This window comes from Pseudomonas sp. PS02303, assembly GCF_029959925.1.
GTDB lineage: Bacteria > Pseudomonadota > Gammaproteobacteria > Pseudomonadales > Pseudomonadaceae > Aquipseudomonas > Aquipseudomonas mandelii.
Window position 1 is genome coordinate 1 of the sequence record NZ_JASCOM010000039.1, and the last position, 21,447, is coordinate 21,447.

General features: G+C 60.2%; 19 protein-coding genes. 17 read left to right on the forward strand and 2 right to left on the reverse strand.

The features are described from left to right. Positions 1-246: 246 nt before the first annotated feature. From waaF to QMX98_RS12295, 15 genes are all read left to right on the forward strand, one after another. Positions 247-1,281 (forward strand): lipopolysaccharide heptosyltransferase II, encoded by a 1,035-nt coding sequence (gene waaF, locus QMX98_RS12225; RefSeq protein ID WP_010464302.1) that lies wholly within the window; start codon positions 247-249, stop codon positions 1,279-1,281. 1 nt (position 1,282) lies between these two features. Continuing rightward, positions 1,283-2,344, forward strand: coding sequence for a lipopolysaccharide heptosyltransferase I (waaC, locus tag QMX98_RS12230; RefSeq protein WP_077747648.1), 1,062 nt, complete (start codon positions 1,283-1,285; stop codon positions 2,342-2,344). Continuing rightward, positions 2,344-3,465 (forward strand): glycosyltransferase family 4 protein, encoded by a 1,122-nt coding sequence (locus QMX98_RS12235; RefSeq protein WP_077747649.1) that lies wholly within the window; start codon positions 2,344-2,346, stop codon positions 3,463-3,465. The genes waaC and QMX98_RS12235 overlap by 1 nt, the downstream gene beginning before the upstream one ends. Then, positions 3,465-4,271, forward strand: a complete 807-nt coding sequence (rfaP, locus tag QMX98_RS12240) for a lipopolysaccharide core heptose(I) kinase RfaP (RefSeq protein ID WP_154502775.1) — start codon at positions 3,465-3,467, stop codon at positions 4,269-4,271. Before QMX98_RS12235 ends, rfaP begins: the two co-directional genes overlap by 1 nt. After that, entirely contained in the window at positions 4,271-5,005 is a 735-nt protein-coding gene (locus QMX98_RS12245) for a lipopolysaccharide kinase InaA family protein (protein ID WP_010464295.1), read from the forward strand. Before rfaP ends, QMX98_RS12245 begins: the two co-directional genes overlap by 1 nt. Next, the gene (locus QMX98_RS12250; protein ID WP_282410820.1) at positions 5,002-5,754 is read left to right on the forward strand and encodes a lipopolysaccharide kinase InaA family protein; all 753 of its coding nucleotides are present in this window, start codon (positions 5,002-5,004) and stop codon (positions 5,752-5,754) included. The genes QMX98_RS12245 and QMX98_RS12250 overlap by 4 nt, the downstream gene beginning before the upstream one ends. Beyond that, positions 5,754-7,205, forward strand: a complete 1,452-nt coding sequence (locus tag QMX98_RS12255; RefSeq protein WP_282410821.1) for a lipopolysaccharide kinase InaA family protein — start codon at positions 5,754-5,756, stop codon at positions 7,203-7,205. Before QMX98_RS12250 ends, QMX98_RS12255 begins: the two co-directional genes overlap by 1 nt. Positions 7,206-7,443: 238 nt before the next feature. Further along, on the forward strand, positions 7,444-7,779 hold the full coding sequence (locus QMX98_RS12260; protein ID WP_083375197.1) for a YceK/YidQ family lipoprotein: 336 nt from the start codon (positions 7,444-7,446) through the stop codon (positions 7,777-7,779). A 313-nt stretch (positions 7,780-8,092) separates the two neighbouring features. Further along, the gene (locus QMX98_RS12265) at positions 8,093-9,850 is read left to right on the forward strand and encodes a carbamoyltransferase (protein WP_010464288.1); all 1,758 of its coding nucleotides are present in this window, start codon (positions 8,093-8,095) and stop codon (positions 9,848-9,850) included. Then, positions 9,834-10,964: a glycosyltransferase gene (locus QMX98_RS12270; protein ID WP_282410822.1), complete on the forward strand. Its 1,131-nt coding sequence runs from the start codon at positions 9,834-9,836 to the stop codon at positions 10,962-10,964. The genes QMX98_RS12265 and QMX98_RS12270 overlap by 17 nt, the downstream gene beginning before the upstream one ends. After that, positions 10,964-11,860, forward strand: coding sequence for an antimicrobial resistance protein Mig-14 (locus QMX98_RS12275; protein WP_282410823.1), 897 nt, complete (start codon positions 10,964-10,966; stop codon positions 11,858-11,860). The genes QMX98_RS12270 and QMX98_RS12275 overlap by 1 nt, the downstream gene beginning before the upstream one ends. A gap of 8 nt (positions 11,861-11,868) precedes the next feature. Next, the gene (locus QMX98_RS12280; RefSeq protein WP_282410824.1) at positions 11,869-13,302 is read left to right on the forward strand and encodes a PIG-L family deacetylase; all 1,434 of its coding nucleotides are present in this window, start codon (positions 11,869-11,871) and stop codon (positions 13,300-13,302) included. A 53-nt stretch (positions 13,303-13,355) separates the two neighbouring features. Further along, complete coding sequence (locus QMX98_RS12285) at positions 13,356-14,240, forward strand: DUF6625 family protein (RefSeq protein WP_010464281.1); 885 nt, start codon at positions 13,356-13,358, stop codon at positions 14,238-14,240. After that, positions 14,237-15,391, forward strand: a complete 1,155-nt coding sequence (locus tag QMX98_RS12290) for a glycosyltransferase family 4 protein (RefSeq protein WP_172792083.1) — start codon at positions 14,237-14,239, stop codon at positions 15,389-15,391. The genes QMX98_RS12285 and QMX98_RS12290 overlap by 4 nt, the downstream gene beginning before the upstream one ends. After that, a complete protein-coding gene (locus QMX98_RS12295; RefSeq protein ID WP_172792084.1) occupies positions 15,388-16,272 on the forward strand; it encodes a glycosyltransferase in 885 nt (294 codons plus the stop codon). The genes QMX98_RS12290 and QMX98_RS12295 overlap by 4 nt, the downstream gene beginning before the upstream one ends. A gap of 101 nt (positions 16,273-16,373) precedes the next feature. Here QMX98_RS12295 and QMX98_RS12300 read toward each other — a convergent pair whose 3' ends face one another. After that, on the reverse strand, positions 16,374-17,591 hold the full coding sequence (locus tag QMX98_RS12300) for an acyltransferase (protein ID WP_282410825.1): 1,218 nt from the start codon (positions 17,589-17,591) through the stop codon (positions 16,374-16,376). After that, complete coding sequence (locus tag QMX98_RS12305) at positions 17,591-19,333, reverse strand: bifunctional O-antigen ligase/aminoglycoside phosphotransferase family protein (RefSeq protein ID WP_282410826.1); 1,743 nt, start codon at positions 19,331-19,333, stop codon at positions 17,591-17,593. Before QMX98_RS12305 ends, QMX98_RS12300 begins: the two co-directional genes overlap by 1 nt. Between QMX98_RS12305 and QMX98_RS12310 the strand changes: the two genes are divergently transcribed. Further along, entirely contained in the window at positions 19,328-19,576 is a 249-nt protein-coding gene (locus tag QMX98_RS12310; RefSeq protein WP_282410827.1) for a hypothetical protein, read from the forward strand. The genes QMX98_RS12305 and QMX98_RS12310 overlap by 6 nt on opposite strands. Positions 19,577-19,609: 33 nt before the next feature. Then, entirely contained in the window at positions 19,610-21,412 is a 1,803-nt protein-coding gene (gene msbA, locus QMX98_RS12315) for a lipid A export permease/ATP-binding protein MsbA (RefSeq protein WP_145310717.1), read from the forward strand. The last annotated feature ends 35 nt before the right edge of the window (positions 21,413-21,447 follow it).

The following is a 21,447-nucleotide window of genomic DNA, read 5'->3' on the forward strand; positions in this document are numbered from 1 at the left end:
CCCCGCCCGGCTGGGGGGGGGGGCCCCCCCCCCCGGCCGCGCCCCCCCCCCCTCCCACAGTAGATCTGCTTTGTATCGCAGAACGATGCACACCAAATCCCAATGTGGGAGCGAGCCTGCTCGCGATAGCGGAGTGACAGTCGACAGCAATGTTGAAGGTGATGACCCATCGCAAGCCGACAGGCTCCCGCAGTGATTCTCGAGGCGGGGAGGCGTATGCCTCCCCGGTTCGTTTATGGAAACCACATGAAAATTCTGATCGTTGGGCCCAGTTGGGTCGGTGACATGGTGATGGCGCAGACACTGTTTCAGTGTCTCAAGCAACGCCACCCTCAATGCGAAATCGACGTCCTGGCCCCCGAATGGAGCCGGCCGATCCTGGAGCGCATGCCCGAAGTCCGTCAGGCCTTGAGCTTTCCGCTCGGCCATGGCGCCTTGGAGCTGGCGACGCGTCGGCGCATCGGCAAATCCCTGGCCGGCCAGTACGATCAGGCGATCCTGCTGCCAAACTCCTTGAAGTCGGCGCTGGTGCCGTTCTTCGCCGGCATCCCGAAACGCACCGGCTGGCGCGGCGAGTTCCGCTACGGCCTGCTTAATGACGTGCGCACGCTGGATAAAGAACGTTATCCGCTGATGATCGAGCGCTTCATGGCGCTGGCATTTGAGCGCGGTGCCGAACTGCCGACACCGTATCCACGGCCAAGCCTGCAGATCGACCCGGTCACCCGCGAGGCGGCGCTGGCCAAGTTCGGCCTGACCCTCGACCGCCCGGTGTTGGCCCTGTGCCCAGGTGCAGAGTTCGGCGAATCCAAGCGCTGGCCGTCCGAGCACTACGCCAAGGTCGCCGAAGCGAAGATCCGTGAAGGCTGGCAAGTCTGGCTGTTCGGTTCGAAAAACGATCACGCGGTCGGCGAAGACATCCGCGCACGGCTGATTCCCGGTCTGCGCGAAGAGTCGGTCAACCTCAGCGGCGGCACCTCCCTGGCCGAAGCCATCGACCTGATGTCCTGCGCCGATTCGGTGGTGTCCAACGACTCCGGCCTGATGCACGTCGCCGCTGCGCTCAACCGCCCGCTGGTGGCCGTCTACGGTTCGACATCGCCGGGCTTCACGCCACCCTTGGCCGAGCACGTCGAGATTGTGCGCCTGGGCCTCGAATGCAGCCCGTGCTTCGATCGCACCTGCCGCTTCGGTCATTACAACTGCCTACGCCAGCTCATGCCGCAAGCGGTGAACGAAGCCTTGCAGCGGTTGCAGGGCACTGTGGTCGAGGTCAAATAGCTTGCGCGTTCTGTTGATCAAGACATCTTCGCTGGGCGACGTGATTCACGCGTTGCCCGCGTTGACCGACGCGGCGCGGGCGATCCCCGGCATCACGTTCGACTGGGTGGTGGAAGAAGGCTTCGCCGAGATCCCGACCTGGCACCCGGCCGTGGGCAAGGTGATCCCGGTGGCGATCCGTCGCTGGCGCAAGAACCTCTGGCAAACCCTCAAGAGTGGCGAGTGGAAGCGCTTCAAACAAAGCGTTCGCGCCACCCGATACGATCTGGTGATTGATGCCCAGGGCCTGCTCAAAAGCGCCTGGTTGACGCGCTATGTCAAAGCGCCGGTCGCCGGGCTCGACAAGGACTCGGCGCGCGAGCCCATCGCCGCACGTTTCTATTCCCGTCGCCTGGCCGTGGGCCGTGGACAACACGCGGTAGAGCGGGTGCGTCAATTGTTCGCTCTGGCCTTGGGCTACGACCTGCCCAAAGGCCTGGGCGATTACGGCTTGAACGTCGAGCGCCTGGTGGAACTGCCGCGCAAGAACCCCTATGTGCTGTTCCTGCACGGCACCACGTGGGACACCAAGCACTGGCCGGAGGCCTATTGGCGCGAACTGGCCGAGCGCGTTGGCTATCTCGGTGTTGCCGTGAAGCTGCCGTGGGGCAATCCGGTCGAGAAGGCCCGGGCCGAACGCATCGCCGCCGGGTTCCGGCATGTCGAAGTGCTGCCCAAACTGAACCTGGCCGGTGTCGGCAAAGTGTTGGCTGGTGCTCAAGCCTGCGTGGCCGTGGACACCGGCCTCGGTCATCTGGCCGCCGCGCTCGACGTACCGACCCTGTCGCTGTTCGGTCCGACCAACCCGGGCCTGACCGGCGCCTACGGCAAGGCGCAGATTCACATCGCCAGCGATTTCCCCTGCGCGCCGTGCCTGCAAAAGAAATGTACGTATCAACCGACGGCCGAAGATGCCCGTCAGTTCGACCTGAAACGCGAGTGGCCCCTGTGCTTCACGCGTCTGAATCCCGAGCGTGTCGCGACCCGACTGAGCACGTTGTTACTGGCTGAGGAGCTGCGCTGATGCAATTGGCATTCGTCTTGTACAAGTACTTTCCGTTCGGGGGGTTGCAGCGCGATTTCATGCGCATCGCCCTCGAGTGCCAACAGCGCGGCCATCAGATTCGCGTCTACACGCTGATCTGGGAAGGCGATGTCCCGCCGGGTTTCGAAGTGCTGGTGGCGCCGGTCAAGGCGTTCTTCAATCATCGCCGTAATGAAAAGCTCAGCGAGTGGATGGAGGCGGACCTGGCCAAGCGTCCTGTGGACCGTCTGATCGGCTTCAACAAGATGCCGGGCCTGGACGTTTACTACGCCGCCGATGGTTGCTTTGAAGACAAGGCGCAGAACCTGCGCAACTCGCTGTACCGTCGTTGGGGCCGCTACCGGCACTTCGCCGAGTACGAGCGCGCGGTGTTCGCCAAGGACGCCAAGACGGAAGTGCTGATGATTTCCGAAGTCCAGCAGCCGCTGTTCATCAAGCATTACGACACACCGCTGGAACGCTTCCATTTGCTGCCGCCGGGGATCTCCCAGGACCGTCGCGCACCCGCCAATGCCGCCGAAATCCGAGCCGATTTCCGTCGCGAATTCAACCTTAAGGACGATGAGCTGCTGCTGGTGCAGATCGGCTCCGGGTTCAAGACCAAGGGTGTGGATCGCAGCCTCAAGGCGCTGGCCGCGTTGCCCGCTGATCTGAAGAAACGCACCCGGCTGTTTGTAATTGGCCAGGATGACCCCAAATTATTCCAGATGCAGAGCGCCACTTTGGGGCTCGGCGACAACGTGACGTTCCTCAAGGGGCGCAGCGATATCCCACGTTTCCTGCTGGGTGCCGACCTGCTGATTCATCCGGCGTATAACGAAAACACCGGGACCGTGTTGCTCGAAGCCCTGGTGGCCGGGTTGCCGGTATTGGTGAGCGCGGTCTGTGGTTACGCCCATTACATCGCCGAGGCCGACGCCGGCCTGGTGTTGGACGAACCGTTCGATCAGGCGCAGCTGACCCAGTACCTGACCGGCATGTTGAACGACGCTCAAGCACGGGCGGCCTGGAGCCGCAACGGTCTGGCGTTCGCTGAGACGGCCGACCTCTACAGCATGCCGCAGCACGCGGCCGATGTGATTCTGGCGGAGCACGCTTAATGAAGTTGATGCTGGCTGAACCGTTCAAGAGCCTTTGGGCCGGACGCGATGCGTTCACCGAAGTGGAAGGCTTGCAGGGCGAGGTTTACCGTGAACTGGAAGCGCGCCGGACCTTGCGCACTGAAGTAAACGGCAATGGCTTTTTCGTGAAGATCCACCGTGGCATTGGCTGGGGCGAGATCTTCAAGAACCTGCTGACGGCCAAGCTGCCGGTACTCGGCGCGGGTCAGGAGTGGAAGGCCATTCAGCGCCTCAAAGAAGTCGGCGTACCGACCATGACCGCCGTCGCTTATGGCGAAAAGGGCAGCAACCCGGCGGATCAACACTCGTTTATCGTCACCGAAGAACTGGCGCCCACCGTCAGCCTCGAAGACTTCAGCATCGACTGGATCAAGAACCCGCCCGAGCCCAGACTCAAGCGCGCGCTGATCGCCGAAGTCGCGCGCATGACCGGCATGATGCACCGCGCCGGGGTCAACCACCGCGACTGCTACATCTGCCACTTCCTGCTGCACACCGATAAACCGGTGACGGCTGAAGACTTCAAGCTCTCGGTGATCGACCTGCACCGCGCCCAGACCCGGCCGGCCATTACCCAGCGCTGGCGCAACAAGGATCTGGCGGCGTTGTACTTTTCGGCCCTGGACATCGGCCTGACCCAGCGCGACAAACTGCGATTCCTCAAAGGCTACTTCCAGCAGCCATTGCGCCAGATTCTGGCTGAAGAAGCGTCGCTGCTCGCCTGGCTTGAAGGCAAAGCCAACAAACTTTACGACCGTAAACAGCGATACGGGGATGCGCTCTGATGCCCGGTTGGAAGCTGGAACCTGCTTACAGCGATCTGACGGAAGATTTTGGCAGCCTGGAAGCAGTGTTTGCGCTTCAGGGTGAACGCCTGACCCGCGACCCGTTGTCCGAGGTCATCCGCGTCAATCGCAACGGCGTCAATTATTACGTCAAGCGCTACGTGGGTGCCGGCAAAGGCCTGCGCCGCTACCTGGGCAAACCCCGGGTCAAGGCCGAATGGCAGAACCTCAAGCGCTTCGCCAAGTGGGGCATTCCGACCGCTGAAGTGGTTGCCTGGGGGCTGGAGCGGCGAGGCGCGGCGTATGCTCGTGGCGCGATGATCACCCGCGAACTGCCCAACACCGAAGACTTGTCGGCCCTCGCCGACCGCCACGATCCCAAGCTGGCGGACCGCGCCTGGGTCGATTCCGTCAGCCGTCAGTTGGCCGGTTACACCCGGACCATGCACGACAACCGTTTCACCCATAACGATTTGAAGTGGCGCAATCTGCTGATCGACGATGAGGCCAAGCTGTTCCTGATCGATTGCCCCAACGGCGATTTCTGGCGCGGCTTCTGGCTCAAATACCGGATCACCAAAGACCTGGCCTGTCTCGACAAGGTGGCGAAATATCACCTGTCGGCCACCCAGCGCCTGCGCTTTTACCTGCAATACCGCCAGCGTGACCGGCTGAATGCCGACGACAAAAAACGCATCCGGCACGTGGTGAGATTTTTCGAGGGGCGCGAATGACTGATTTCCTGGCCGCTGAAGACCGTGCGCTGCTTGAGCGCCATGGCCTCGGCACTTTTGACGCACTGTGGGCCAAGCAGCTCGAGGCGGTGGATGAGCCCAACACCGTCGGTGGCGGCTGGAGCAGCGTGTTTCGGCTGGATCTGGAAGGTCATGGCTACTACCTCAAGCGCCAGAGCAACTACCTGACGCGCACCTTCCATGCGCCGTTCGGCGAACCGAGTTTTGCCCGCGAGTTTCGTAACATCAGTCGTTATCAGAAGCTGGGTATTCCGGCGCTGAAAGCGGCGTTTTTTGGTGAGCGCAAAGTCGATGGGGAAGTGCGGGCGGTTCTGCTGACCCGCGCGCTGGACGGTTGGGATGACCTGGATTCGCTGTTGCAGCGCTGGTCGGACCTGAGCGAAGCGCAACACACGGCCATCATGAAAGCCTGTGGCGAGCTGGCGCGGCGCCTGCACGGCGTGCGCCAGCTTCACGGTTGTTTCTACCCCAAGCACATTTTCCTCCAGGCCACGGGGGATGGTTATCAGGCGCAGTTGATCGACCTGGAAAAAACCCGGCCGTTGCTGTTCGGCCAGCGTGACCGGGTCAAGGACCTGGAACCGTTGCTGCGCCGCGCGCCGGAGTGGACCGAAGCGCAGTTGCGCGAATTGCTGGCGGTTTATGTGGATCAGCCACGGGACAGTTCGCTGGTGGACAGTTGGGTTTCGCGCCTCACCGCGCGACGCAGTCACAAGGAGGCGCGCTGATGCGTTTGTCCGAATTGAAAGGCGCGGGCCGCAGCCCGAGCCTGCCGATGAGTATTTCACTGGCCGATGCTGCCGGTCCCGCCGAGTTGCAGTTGCTGAGCTTGTTGCGCGTATTGCCGGGGCAGCGTTATGTCGGCGCCGGCGTGTGGCGCGGCAGGCCGGTGCTGGCCAAGTTGTTGGTCGGCGGCAAGGCGGCGCGGCATTTTCAGCGTGAACTGGATGGCGTGCGTTTGCTCGCCGATCAAGGGCTGACCACGCCGCAGTTGCTGGTGGACGGCCTGAAAGAGGGCGAGGGCGGCTGGCTACTGTTCGATTTCCTCGAAGGCGCCGAGAGCCTGGGGGAGACCTGGAAAAAAGTCGAACACTTGCCGGTGCTGGCTGATATGCAAGGGGCCGTGCTGGCCGAGGCGTTGGGCGCTATCGGCCAAATGCATCGCAAGGGGCTTTGGCAGGAGGACCTTCATCTGGACAACCTCCTGCGTCAGCGCGGTCGGTTGTACCTGATCGATGGCGGCGGCGTCTGTGCTGAAACCCCGGGCCAGCCGCTGTCACGGCAGAAAGTCCTGGAAAACCTCGGCGTGTTCTTCGCCCAGTTGCCCAAGTCTTTGGAACCGTTCACCGAAGAATTGCTGGTGTATTACCTGCTGAGTAACGGCGAACACGCCTTGCCGATGGAAGCGTTGCAGAAGCAGATCGACAAGGTTCGCAGCTGGCGCTTGAAGGACTACCTGATCAAGGTGGGGCGCGAATGTTCGTTGTTCAGCGTCCAGCGCGGGCCTTTTGGCTTGCGGGCTATTCGTCGTGAAGAAGAGGCGGCGATGCTGCCGGTGCTGGAACAGGCCGATGCCTTGCTCGATCAGGGCCATCTGTACAAGACCGGCGGTGCAGCGAGTGTAGGAAAAGTCGAGGTTGGTGGTCGGACGCTGGTGATCAAGCGCTACAACATCAAAGGCTTTGCCCACTGGCTCAAACGCTTCTGGCGCCCGAGCCGTGCCTGGCACTCGTGGCGCGAAGGCAATCGCCTCGCGTTCCTCGGCATCGCCACGCCCAAACCGCTGGCGTTGCTGGAGAAGCGTTTTCTCTGGCTGCGCAGCCGGGCGTACTTGATCACTGAGTATCTGCCGGGGCCGGACATCATCGAGCGCTTTGCGCCGTACGTTGAAAAGGGTGATGCGCCCGAGGCTGAATTGGTGGCGCTGGATCATTTGTTTGCCGAGCTGATCCGCGAGCGCATCAGCCATGGTGATTTCAAGGGGCACAACCTGTTCTGGCAGCAGGATCGCTGGGCGCTGATCGATCTGGATTCGATGTGTCAGCATGGCTCTGTAGGGAGCTTTGCCCCAGCGTATGCGCGGGACCGGGCGCGGTTCATGCGTAACTGGCCCGAGAGCAGTGCGCTGTATCAGGTCATTGATCAGCGTCTGCCCAAAGACCTCTCTGGCGCGGCCTGAATCGGGTCTTCGACCCTATCGTCGGAACGCCGCCCGGAGCCGGCTCGCTCCCACAGGGGCTCTGTGTTCACCGCAGATCAAATGTAGGAGCGAGCCTGCTCGCGATGGGGCCAGAACAGACACCCGAGATTAAGAGGACAAGTTCTTGTGAACCGTCCTACATGATCCCCAGACCCCGTGAACTGTGCGCTGAAGAGCCGCGATGCTAGTTTCGCCTGACGTTCACGGAGGGCACACCTTGACCATAAAAACGGCTGTTGCAATCGGTACATTCTCACTGGCTTTATCGGGATGCGGGACCGCGCTGACGGTGCTGCAAGATGACGAAGACGCCGCTCGCGGCCTGCGAAAACAAAAAACCTACTGCCAGTCCATCCCCCGCATCTACAGCGGCCTGGCCTACGACTTCTGCATCCTGAATGCCCCGCCAGATCCCACCGGCTTCCTCGTCCCCTTTGTATTGCTGGACCTGACCCTGTCGGGGGTCATGGACACCGTTTCCTTGCCCTATACGATTTATCGCCAGGCTATCGACGGCAATCTGAGTATTTACTGGCGAGCAGGCCGCGGGTAGCGCTTCTGTAATCCGGCGGGTGATGTGTCTAGTCCTGAAACAGGTTTTCCCTGTTTCAGAAAGCGAAAAGCCCCGATGAACTCACCGAGGCTATAGCGCCGACCGGGATCTCCCAGTCCATTTGAGCAGGAGCCTATGTCGACGTCTTTCTGCTGTCAACGCGTGAGCTTGCTGCTTGCCACTTCCCGCTAGAGGCTTGCCGTCGCTTTTAAGCTATAATCCCGCCCTTTAGCTGTCTCTCGCCCCTTGCGAGGGGCACATCAATTTTTGAGGCGCTTGTCGCCTGAATGCAGACTAAAGAGGCTAGACCCCTGTGGCATTGACGATTCTTGGCCTGTCCGGCGCCCTTAGCCATGATCCTTCAGCAGCCTTGTACATCGACGGCAAGCTGGTCGCGGCGGCTGAGGAAGAGCGCTTCGTACGCGATAAACATGCAAAGAACCGCATGCCTTACGAATCGGCGAAGTTCTGCCTGGAGCAGGCAGGCATCAAGCCGTCCGACGTTGACGTGGTCGCGATTCCGTTCGCCCCGATCAGCATTTTCGGCAAGGCTCGCTGGCAGTACGCCAAGCGTTACTGGTACGCCCCGGACCGCGCACTCGACGCGATCCTGATGGGCAACCGTCGCTACAAGCGCTATCGCAACAAGATCGTCTGGTGCCTGGAGCAACTGGGCTTCGATCCGAAGAAAATCAAGATCGAGCCGGTTGAACACCACTTGGCCCACGCTTCCAGCGCTTATCACTGCTCGGGTTTCAAAGAGAAAACCGCGATCCTCGGCATCGACGGCAAGGGCGAGTACGCCACGACCTTCTTCGGTTATGGCGAAAACGGCAAGATCCACAAGATCAAGGAATTCTTTGATCCGGACTCCCTCGGCGGCCTGTACGGCGCGATCACCGAGTTCCTCGGTTTCGACATGCTGGACGGTGAGTTCAAGGTCATGGGCATGGCGCCGTACGGCGATGCCAGCAAATACGATTTCTCGCGTCTGGCCTCGTTCGAGAACGGCGAACTGGTGATCAACACCGACTACGCCAACGTGATCGGCCTGCGCCGTTATAAAGAGAAGGGCAAGGGTTACTACTTCTCGCCGAAGCTGATCGAGTGGCTGGGGCCGAAGCGCGAAGGCGACATCGCCGACGAGCCGTACATCCACTACGCCGCCAGCATTCAGGCGCTGTTCGAAAAAATTGCGCTGCAGATGATCGACTACTACCTGGGCGACGTGCTCAAGGAAACCGGCAAACTGGCCTACGCCGGTGGCTGTGCGTTGAACGTCAAGCTCAACCAGAAAATCATCGCCCGTGACGACGTCAAGGAGCTGTTCGTACAGCCTGCTTCCGGCGATGCCGGCACCGCAGTCGGCGCAGCAGCCTACGTGTCCAATGCCCGTGGCGTGCCGGTCGAGAAGATGGAACACGTCTACCTCGGCCCGTCGTACAGCAACGAAGACGTGGTCGCCGCGTGCGCCCGTCATCCGAGCAAGCCGGTCTGGCGCAAACTCGAAAACATGCCGGAAAACATCGCCAAAATCATGGTCGACGGTAACCCGGTAGCCTGGTTCCAGGGCCGCATGGAGTTCGGTCCGCGGGCCTTGGGCGGTCGTTCGATCATCGGTTGCCCTAGCGCTGTCGGCGTGGCTGACCGGATCAACCACCAGATCAAGTTCCGCGAGCGCTGGAGGCCTTTCTGCCCGTCGATGCTCGACACCGTGGCCCCGCAGATGATCAAGATCGATCACCCGGCGCCGTTCATGACCTTCACTTTCGAAGTGGCTGAAGAATGGAAGACCCGCGTGCCGGAAGTCGTCCACGAAGACGGCACTTCCCGGGCCCAGGTGCTCAAGCGCGAATACAACCCGCGTTATTACGACATGATGAAGGCGCTGGAAGTGCTGACCGGCAACGGCGTGTCGCTGAACACCTCGCTCAACCGTCGTGGCGAGCCGATGATCTGCTCGCCGACCGACGCGCTGAACATGTTCTTCGGTTCCGATCTACAGTATCTGATCATGGAAGACATCCTGGTGGTCAAAGAGGGCGCCAACGCTTATGACACGCTCGGCTGAACGCCATGTGTTGCAGTTCTGCCACGGCTATGACGGGCCGTTCCTGGACTGCGCCCGGCAGTACGCCAGCCTGTTCGCGGGGACCGGTTATCGGGTGACCACGGTCTTTTTGACCGGGGCCGCCGATAGCGAAGTCGCCGCGAACTGCGCTTCCGATGAAGTGCTGTTCATGGAATACAGTTCCAAGGCCATTCGTGGCCTGAAGCTGGGCGCCATCAGCGATCTGCGCAAGATCGCCGCCTCGCGCAATTTCAGTTTCTGCATTGCCCACCGCTTCAAGCCGATCTACATCGCCTTGCTCGGCACCTCGCTGCCGGTGATTGGTGTGCATCACGCGTTTGGCGATTACAAACGCGGCACCCGCAAACTGTTCGCGCATATTTTCCGCAAGCGCCTGAGCCTGCTCGGGGTCTCCGATGCGGTGCGTGACGACATGCGCCGTTGCCTGCCGAAATGGCCGGTCGGGCGGATTCAGACGCTCTATAACCGTGTCGATGTGCCGGCATTGCAAACCAGCCAGGTGTCGGTGCGCGAGGCCCGGGAAACCCTCGGCCTGTCGGCGAATGCCTGGATTGTCGGCAACGTCGGACGGCTGCACCCAGACAAAGACCAGACCACGCTGCTGCACGGATTTGCCGAGGCATTGCCGGGCTTGCCGGGCAACAGTCAACTGGTGATCCTCGGCAGTGGTCGCCTGGAGGAGGACCTCAAAGCTCTGGCCCGGGAACTGGGTATCGGCGACCGCGTGTTGTTCCTCGGTCAGGTGCCGGATGCCCGTCGTTATTTCCGTGCCTTCGATGTGTTTGCCCTGAGTTCTGATCACGAACCGTTCGGCATGGTGCTGCTGGAAGCCATGGCCGCCGGTGTACCGTTGCTCGCCACCGCGTGCGGTGGGGCCAAGGAAGTCGTCGAAGGCGTGGGCATTCTGTTCCCGTTGGGCGATGCCGAACACCTGGCCCAAGGGCTGCAACACCTGGCCGCGATGGACGACCAGCAACGTCACCAGTGTGCCGAGCTGATGCTCGATCGCCTGCGTGAGCGTTTCTCCGACCGCGCGGTACGCGATGCTTTCTGGCATTTGCCGCACGTCACTGAACTGGCACCGAGGGGCTGATGCTTAACCGATTTCAAGGCTGGCGCGAACGGGGCTGGGCGGTGGTCGACGCCTCGACTTATGCACAGGCCTGGCAACGTTTTGGCGGCAGCGTCGCGACCCATCCTCTGGTAGTTGAACGCCTGGCACAGTTGGCCGGGATCCCGGTGCGTTACCTGGCCTGGGAAAAAAACGGTGAAGTTAAAGCCGCTATCCCGACCTGGGGCCGTGACCTGGCGCTGTCCAAAGACGTACTCAAGCGCCGTGGTAAAAAAGGCTTGTTCGACCTCGGCAATGCCGAGTTGATCCTGCCGGCCGCCGCTGATGCGCAGGCGCCGCTGCGCCATCGCGGACGTTATTTGTCGGCGCTCAATGAAGGCCGTTTCACCGGCATCAAGCTGCAAACTGAGCAACTGGCGATGGCCCGCACGCCCGAAGAGTTGTCGAAGAAGTTTCGCTACAACCAGCGCCGTGAATTGCGTCTGCTGGAAGAGGCGGGCGGGATGGTGCGGCCGGTCGCCGAGTTTTCCAGCGCTGAGCTGGGCGCGATCTATTGCGACCTGTTCCAGCGTCGCTGGGGCTTCCCGGCCACCGGCGCCGAGCGCATGGGCGAGGTGATCGAGCTGCTGCGGGACTTGCTGATCGGCTCGGTGATTTTCCTCAACGATGCGCCGATTGCGATTCAACTGGTGTACCGCGTCGAGGCGCCGGAGTGGATCAGCGTCGAGTACATCAATGGCGGTGTCGATCCCGAAACGCGCGAGTTCAGCCCCGGCAGCGTGCTGAGTTTTCTCAATACCCAAAGTGCCTGGGAACACGCCCGCGCCCTGGGTAAACCCTTGCGGTTCTCCTTCGGCCGCGCCGACCGGGAATACAAGGACCGCTGGTGCAATCCCGTGCCGGTCTTCACCGTGTGAGTGAACCCATGAGCCGCAAACAGCAACTGCTCAAGCGCCATCGGCGCAACAAACGCATCGGCCTGTTGATCGCGCTGGTGCTGTTGATTGCCATCGGCGTGCTGGTGGCGTGGTGGTTGCCGCTGGTGCTGGTGGTGCTGGGCTGGATTGCCCACGAAGCATGGTTCGCCGATCACCTGTTCTACTCGCCCAAAGACGATTACCAATACAGCTTCCCACCCTATACCCCGCAGCCCAAGGTGCATCTGGACGGTGAGTGTTTGCGCCTGGACGAAGGCGTGATGCTGGTCGACGACGCAACGCTGGTGTTGGCGCTGCGGGTAAAAAGCACGTGGCTGGGGCGCTTTATCGACCCGGTGGTCGAGTTGCTGGGTGGCGAAAACCCGGATCGACAAACCTTTGAACGCGGTGTGAATGGCCTGCGTTACCTGAACCTCAGTGGTCAGGCGCAAGTATTGTCGCGGGGCGAGTTGCGCCTGCGCGGACGCTTCTGCCGCTTGCTCGGTGAGCCTGTGCTGTGGGCGCTGGAACAACCGGATTACCGCCGCCAGCGCGTAATGGTGATCGCCCCTCATGCCGATGACGCCGAACTGGCCGCCTATGGTTTATACAGCCAGGCCGATGAAGCCTGGATCGTGACCCTCACCGCCGGTGAAATCGAAGCCGAGCATTATCAGCAGATCGGCCTGAACAAGGTCGAGGCGGCGCGGCTCAAGGGCCGTTTGCGCGCCTGGGACAGCATCGCTGTGCCGCGTTGGGCTGGCGTGCCTGAAGCGCATTGCGTGCAACTGGGTTATTTCTGCCTGCAACTGGCTGCGATGCAGGCCGCACCGGCGAAGCCGATGGGTTCCCGCGAAGCCGAATTGAGCGACACCCGCGTGTATCGCCAGTTGAATCCATTTGCCCTGCCGGGCGACGTCGACGGTGCTCCGACCTGGAACAACCTGCTGGCCGATCTGCGTGAACTGATACTGCGCGCGCGCCCTGAAGTGATCGTGCTGCCGCACCCGACGCTCGACCCGCATCCCGATCATCTCTGTGCCCAGCAAGCGGTCCTCGAAGCCTTGCGAGGCCTGGAATGGCAACCGACCACCTTGCTCGGCTACGCCAATCATCTGCACGATAACGATCGCTGGCCGATGGGCGATGCGGGGCATGGCATCGCGCTGCCGCCGGCCTTCGACTCGACCACACCGATGCAGCCTTGCTGCCTGCCGCTGTCGCTGGACCTTCAGCGTGATAAAGCCATGGCACTGGGCATGATGCACGACCTGCAACCGCCCATGCCGTTCAAGCGACGTTTGCGTCGGTTGATACAGCGTCTGCTGGCCCGTAGAGTGCCGCCCCTTTATGGCGAAAACGAATTTTTTCGCAAGGCGGTCAGACGTCATGAATTGTTATGGCTTTTGAATCATGATGAAACATCTCGACAGCAGAAATGAAGCACTTCGCTGTCTAGCATGGCCGCGTCTTAAACCACTGCAGTGATTCTTCTGTGATCAACCCACGCCCGCGCATTGTTTTTCTGATTCCGTATTTCGGCCAATGGCCGTTCTGGATGCCGTTTTTCCTGGAAAGTTGTCGTCGCAATGCCGATATCGACTGGTTGCTGTTCAGCGATTGCGGCACGCCCGATAACCTGCCACCCAACGTCACCGTCGAGTTCATGACGTTCAGCGAATACTGCGGGTTGGTGTCAAAACGGCTGGGCATCGATTTTGCACCGGATACAGCTTACAAGCTTTGCGACATCAAGCCGGCGCTGGGGCATATTCATGCCGACCGCTTGCAAGGCTATGACTTCTGGGGGTTCGGCGATATTGATCTGGTGTATGGTGACCTGCGAAGTTACTTCACCCCTGATCGTCTGGCCGGTTATGACCTGTTCTCGACTCACGAGCGGCGGGTAGCAGGGCATCTCTGCCTGATGCGCAACAACGCCCGCAAACGTGAGTTGTTCATGCAGATGAAGGACTGGCGAAAGCGCTTCACCGATCAGGAGCATCATGCGCTGGACGAGGGCGCATTCAGTCGGATCTTTCTCTGGCGCAAGAATTTCCCCGAGCCTTTGTTCACTTTGGTGGGCAAGTTCAATCCGTGGCGTCGGCGCAGCGAATTCACCGAGGCGTTCAGCACGCCGGGTGGCTGCATCAAGTGGCACGACGGCACTGATGATTTTCCGCAACGCTGGTATTGGCGTAATGGCTGTTTGAGTAATGATCGCGATGGCGATCGCCGGTTTCCGTACTTCCATTTTGTTTGCTGGAAACGCAACGAGTGGTCACGGTTACCTCCACCCGATCCAGCCGAGGTCAGGCGTATTGCCGCCGAACCGGCCTGGGTCATCGATGCGACAGGTTTTCACCGGGGAGAGTTATGAGTCAACGGTCAAAGGTTCTGCAATTGCAGCCTGACTACAACGTCAAAGCCCATGATTTTGCCGACCTCGCGGAGCAGATCGTCAAGGCGCTGCCGAGTGATCGCTATGAGGTCACGGCGGCATTCCTGCGTGGCAAACCCGGGCCGGGCGAGGCTGTGAGCCGGGCCGACCGTTCAGTGTACTTCGAGTTTTCCGACAAGTCCCTCAAGGGCATGCGCCTGCGGGCGATGTGGCAGCTGTACAAGTTTTGCCGCGCAGAAAAATTCGACGTGGTGATTTGTAACCGCTTCAAGCCGGTAAACATGATGCTGACGCTCAACCGCTGGTTGAAGGTCCCGCTGTGCATCGGCATTTCCCACGGATTTGGCGAATACGACCGGTTTTACCGGCGTCGCCAGACCCAGCGCCTGATCGATCGTCACTGGCGCTTCGTCGGTGTGTCGCCGGCGGTCAAGCAGTACCTGTTGGACTGTGACTGCGGTTTCACCGACCAGAATACCTACGCCATTACCAACGCCATCGACATCGAACAGGCCGAAGGCTTGCAGCACAGCCGCGAGCGTGCCCGTGAACTGCTGGGCATCGATCCGTCGGTGCGCTTGATCGGGGCGCTGGGTCGCCTGGTGCCGGTCAAGGGTCACACCTATCTGTTGCAGGCGTTTGCTGCCCTCAAAGACAAATACCCCAATACCCAGTTGGCGATCATCGGTGCCGGCCGCGAAGAGTCGCGCCTGAAATCCGAAATCGAAAGCCTGGGCCTGACCGGTCGCGCGCACCTGCTGGGCTTCAAGGAAATCGCCTTGCAGTACATTCGCGCGTTCGACATCTGGACCATGCCGTCCCTGGCTGAAGGCTTGGGACTGGCGCTGCTCGAAGGCATGAGCGGGCACCTGCCGGTGATCGCCTCCAACGTGCCGGCCATGCTGCCGTTGATCGAAGGTGCCGGCGGGTTGGCGATTACGCCAAAAGACGTGCCGAGCCTGATCACGGCACTGGATAACTACCTCGGGCTGTCGGATGACGAGCTCAAGGTCAAGGGCGAGCAGTCCTTCCGTTATCTCCAGGAACAACATGACATCGAGGTGTTCCGCCAGGAATACCTGAACCTGATCGACTCCGGCCTGGAACAGGCCCGCAAGGAACAACCATGAGCGATGCGCAACCTCTAGTAACTGTCATCATCGCGTCGTATAACCACGCTCCCTATATCGAGGAAAGCATTCTCAGCGTCCTCAACCAGACCTATAAGAACATCGAGCTGCTGGTGGTCGACGACGGCTCCAAGGATGACAGCGTCGAGCGGATCAAGGTGTTGCAGGCGCAGTACGGTTTCGATTTCCAGGTTCAGCAGAACCAGGGGCTGACCAACACGCTCAATGCCGCCATTGCCCGTTCAAAGGGCAGTCTGATCGTGCCATTCGGTTCCGACGACATCATGCTGCCGGAGCGCATCGCGACTCAGGTGGCGTACATGGATGGCAAGCCCGAGGTCGGTATCTGCGCCGGCAACATCGAGCTGATCGACGCCGACGGCAATCTGTATCCGGAGAAGCGTCAGCGCCGTGATGTGCCGTTCCGTCGTCTGGATTTCGATGACATGTTCCTGGAGCGCAAACCCTATCCGCCCGCACCAACCCTGATGATCCGCCGGGAAGCGCTGGACAAGGTGGGTGGGTTCGATCCGAACATCCGACTGGAAGACTTGCTGATCGAGCTGAAGGTGACCCGTGCCGGTTACTTTATCGATGGCCTGAATGTGCTGATGGCGCGCTATCGCAAGCACGCCACCAACTCCTATAAGAACCACCGCTTCATGGTCGACAACATCCTGCGCTCCTACGCGCTGTTCAGCGATCATCCGCTGTACGACGAGGTGCGTTACAAGTTCCTCAGTTCTATGTTCCTCAAGACCGCCAACCGTGACCGCAAGCTCGCCCGCGAGCTGCTGGCGCAGATCCCGTTCAGGGCCTGGAACAAGAAGACCTGGCGCGGTCTGGGGCGGCTGTATTTCTCGCCGTTGGAAAAAGACTAAGGTCGTATCGCGATCTGTGCAGCAGCTGGCGAAACCTGCGTCCGGTTTTGCCAGCTGCTACAGAGGATGCGTTATCAACTTTGGAAAGGGGGCTGTTCGCTTCAGCGAGCGACCTTCTCCGTCAGGCTCTTTTCGGCCTTTTTGCCTTGGCGCAGCCACTGCAAGAGTTTGCGGCCGGCCGACATGCCTGGCTTTTCTATGTACAAGAACGTCAGGCTACTGATGACAATCAGCAGGCACGTGCATACGGCCAGCAGCGACAGATAGGTCCAAGTGTCACGAGCGTCCAGGTCCATCACCAGCGGCAGGCGTTGCACCATCACCCAAAGCACGAACCCGTGCAGCAAATAGGTGCTGTAGCTGATTTCCCCGAGCCAGCGGATGCTGCGCGGCTTGAGAGCGCCGAACAGGGTGTTTCCAGAGGCCACGATGACAAAAAACAGGGAAAGCAGCAGCAGTGGCAGCAGGTTGAACGCGCGGTTGAATGCCGTAAAGGCAATCGCCAGCGCCAGCAACGCGATAATCCCCGCCAGTCGCGTCTGACCCCAGGCCATCAAGTGAGGGCGGCGTATCCAGTACGCCGCCCCAATGCCGCCCAGGAAACTCGCCAGAAAGTGCTTCTTCAGTGAGTGCTCCCACCCGACCAATTGGTACAGAGCGTAAATGCCGATCAGGCACAGCACCACTTGCAGCCAGCTGCCGCGATAAATGAAGACCATGCCGGCCAATGGCAGCGCCAGATAGAAAAACACCTCGTAGCCCAGGGTCCAGGTGACGTTGGAGATCAGCATGCCGGTTTGGTGGTACTGGTTGACGTCCGGTCGGTCGAAGGTCAGCCATGCCAGAATCTGCCCGGCCAGGCGGATGCCGGGGTCCTTGAGTTCCCAGTTCTGCAAATAGAACACCGTGACAAATACAATCAGCATCAACGGCAGGTACAACGGGTAGAGGCGAAACACCCGAGAGACTGCGAAGGCCAGCCAGTCGTGTTGACGTCCCTGAGTGAGCAATCGGTTCCAGAACAGAAAACCGGTGATCATGAAAAACAGCGCGACGCTTCCCTGGCCCAGCTGCGAGTAGAAGTTGCTTGGCGGAAATTCGATAACGCCGGTGCGCAGGAAGATCCAGGTGATGACCGAATGGTGCACGAACACACCAAACGCCAGATAGCCGCGTAGTCCGTCGATGCTGGCATAGCGGCTTTCGCCGGAATGCTCCAGGTGACGGGTGATTTTCGGAACGGCGCGCAACAGCAGGGCGGCGGTCACGATGGCCAGCAGGTAGGCTGCCAGCGCAATGAATGGATTGGTTTCAGTCATCAATGAGCCCGGGCCGGGGAACTCCCGGCCAGCACTTGCCTGTGCAGGTTATCAACAGCGGATTTCGACGCCATCATGGCGTATCCCTGGAGCAGTGCTTCGAAATGGTCTTCGAACAACCAGCGCTTATCCACCGTGTAGCGCTGCATATGGCGCAGATTACGCTGACGCAGGGACAGGCTCAGCGACGAAGGATAGATGCGCATGTCGGCGACATCGATCAGGCCGAACTCGCCATCTTCCAACACCAGCACGTTGCCCAGATGCAGCGAGCGGAAATAGACGCCCTGTTCATGCAGTTGCGCCATGAACTTGCCGAACCGCTCCACCAGCGCCTGGCGTACCGCCGGTGCGGTAATGCCTTGCAGCACCTGACGCAACGTATTGCCCGGCAGTGGCGAGTAGTGCACGGCGCTGCTGCCATCGTCGAGCCGATACAGGTCAAGGATTTGCGGGGTGGGAATACCGAGGTTGCGCAATTGCTCACTGTTGACCGCAAAGCGTTCGGAATAGGGGTTGAAGCTACCCGAGGTGTACCAGCGGCGGCTCCGGAACAGCTTGAGGAAGCTGCCATCGACCAGGCGCAGGACTTTGGGGCCCAGACCATCTTCTTCAATGATTTGTGCGTCGCTGATCAACTGCTGTTGAGCGGTCGGCCCCAGCGTCTTGACAGGTATTGCCAGCAGGCGTCTGGCGCGCTGGTTGATGCTCAACGCAGCGATCAGCGCCAGCGGAATCCACAGCAGGAACCAGTGTTCTTTCGGTCGGGAAATGATCCCGCCCCCTTCAGTCAAACCTGCGCCGATGCCGAATATCAGCCAGGTGGACGCAATGATGAACAGCGGTTGCACGCGATGGCGCCAGCTGCTCAATAATCCCCAGCCCTGGAAAAACAGCCACGGCAACAAACCGAAAATACCGACGTAATAGAGCACTCCCAAGGCAAAACTGTGCGGTTCCTGCAAAGAGTAGCCAATGCCGGGGTCGAGGGTCAGATCGGCGTTGTAGCCATGACCGATCCATGGGTGGTCGGCAATTTTGTTCAGGGCCAACTGCCAGATTTCAAAGCGATAGGAGTCGCCGCGTTCGATGATCATGTGTGAAAACATCGCCGCCACGGCCGCGCTGCTGACGATCAGGGCGCTCAGTAATACAACGGAGCGGCGGTTCCAGCAGATAAAGCCCAGCCAGAGCGCGGCCAGTGTCAGGGCGACCAGGGGGGTTCTGGAACCGGTGGCGATCACGGCAGCGAACATCGTGGCCATTGCAGGAATGCTCAGCCAGAGCATCTGCCGGCGCTTGCAGATCATGCTCAGGCTCAGCCAGTAAGCACAGAAAAAGCCGTACATGTGGGAGGCGAGCAGCGGGTTATCGAACGCGCCTCCGCCAATCAGGCGCAAGCCTGGCTCGTAGATGCGAGCGTACATGAACAGGTTATAGACCGTACCGATCAGCCCGACCATCGCCGCGGTGAACAGCAAAGGCTGGACGATTTCGCTGCGATAACGCACGAGCAAGTAACAGCCGGCGAACAGTAGCAGGGTATGGAGCGGGGGTTTGAACTGGGCGGCGATGCGATCGCTGCCAGGCCCCCAGCACAAACTGATCAGCGCCCAGGCCGCGAACAGCAACGCAGCGACGAAGATCGGTTCGCGCAGCAATTCCTTGAATTCACGGGGCCGCAAGCAAAGGGTAATCAGCGCTGGAATGCTGAACAGGCCATAAAAAAGCTTGTGATGCACACTTCGACCCGGCAGGAAAAACAGCGCGCACAGGAGCAAGAGATAGCCGAGTGGAAGAATCCAGAGGCAAATGAAATCGAAGACTCGATTGGATACGCTATTGAAACCGCTGAGTTGCATGCTGAGAGATTCAATCCTGAAGTTGATCGGCCATTTTGGAGCGATGGCTATTTGATGCTTAATCTGACGCGTAACAATAACAGCCTTTATGCGATTGCCAGAACCCTGAGGAAGCTGTGCTAAAGTCAGCGTCCTTTTTATCGACATTCGCGTGATATGACCGACTCCAGTCTCTCCGCAAGCCCTTCGAGCTTGAAAATCTACTTCCGCCTGCTCGGCTATGTCCGGCCGTATATCAGCCTGTTTCTGATCAGCATCGTCGGTTTTCTGATTTTCGCTTCGACGCAGCCAATGCTCGGCTACATCCTCAAGTACTTCGTCGACGGCCTGTCCAACCCCGAGGCAGTGCTGTTTCCAACCGTGCCTTACCTGCGAGACCTGCAACTGCTGCAGGCGGTGCCGTTGCTGATCATCCTGATCGCCGCATGGCAGGGGCTGGGATCTTATCTGGGCAACTACTTTCTGGCCAAGGTTTCCCTCGGGCTGGTCCATGATTTACGTGTGCAGTTGTTTAATAACCTGCTGGTTTTGCCCAATCGGTATTTCGACAAGCATAACTCGGGTCATCTGATTTCACGTATCACCTTCAACGTGACGATGGTCACCGGGGCGGCAACAGATGCGATCAAGGTCGTTATCCGAGAAGGCATGACGGTCATCTTCCTGTTCGCCTCGCTGCTGTTCATGAACTGGAAGCTGACCCTGGTGATGGTTGCGATCCTGCCGTTGATCGCCCTGATGGTACGCACCGCGAGCAAGAAATTTCGCAAGCAGAGCAAGAAAATCCAGCTGGCCATGGGCGACGTGACGCACGTGGCTTCGGAAACCATCCAGGGTTATCGCGTGGTGCGCAGCTTCGGCGGCGAAGTCTACGAAGAGAAACGTTTCTACGATGCCAGCCAGGGCAACACCGACAAACAACTGCGCATGACCCGTACCGGTGCCATCTACACGCCGTTGCTGCAACTGGTGATCTACAGCGCCATGGCGGTGCTGATGTTCCTGGTGCTGTACCTGCGCGGCGATGCGTCGGCCGGTGACATGGTCGCCTACATCACCCTGGCCGGCCTGCTGCCCAAGCCGATCCGTCAATTGTCCGAAGTCAGCTCGACCATCCAGAAAGGTGTGGCTGGTGCCGAGAGCATCTTCGAGCAGCTAGACGTCGCACCGGAAATCGATACCGGCACGGTCGAGCGTGATGCCGTCAGCGGTCGTCTGGATGTGCGCCACTTGAGCTTCACCTACCCGGACACTGATCGCCAGGTCCTCGACGACATCAGTTTCTCGGTTGAGCCGGGGCAAATGGTGGCACTGGTCGGGCGTTCGGGCAGCGGCAAGTCGACGCTGGCCAACCTGATTCCGCGCTTCTATCACCACGACAAGGGCGAGATCCTGATCGACGGCGTGGAAGTGGAGCAGTACAAATTGCTGAACCTGCGCAAGCACATTGCCCAGGTGACCCAGCACGTGACCCTGTTCAGCGACACCGTGGCCAATAACATTGCCTACGGCGATCTGGCTGGCGCGCCCCGAGAAGACATCGAAAAAGCGGCAAGAGACGCCTATGCGATGGACTTCATCGCACAATTGCCCGAGGGCCTGGACACCCAGGTCGGCGAGAACGGCGTGTTGTTGTCCGGTGGACAGCGCCAGCGCCTGGCGATTGCCCGTGCCTTGTTGAAGAACGCACCATTGCTGATTCTCGACGAAGCCACTTCGGCCCTCGATACCGAGTCCGAGCGGCATATTCAGGCGGCACTGGACCAGGTCATGAAAGGCCGGACCACCCTGGTGATCGCTCACCGCTTGTCGACCATCGAGAAGGCGGACCTGATTCTGGTCATGGACCAGGGCAGGATCGTCGAGCGCGGCACCCATGCCGAACTCCTGGCGCACAATGGCTATTACGCCCGACTGAATGCCATGGGCCTCGACGCCCCGGCGGAAGACATCGCCTGACCCTTGTTCACCGGGCGCGCAATGTGCCCGGTGAT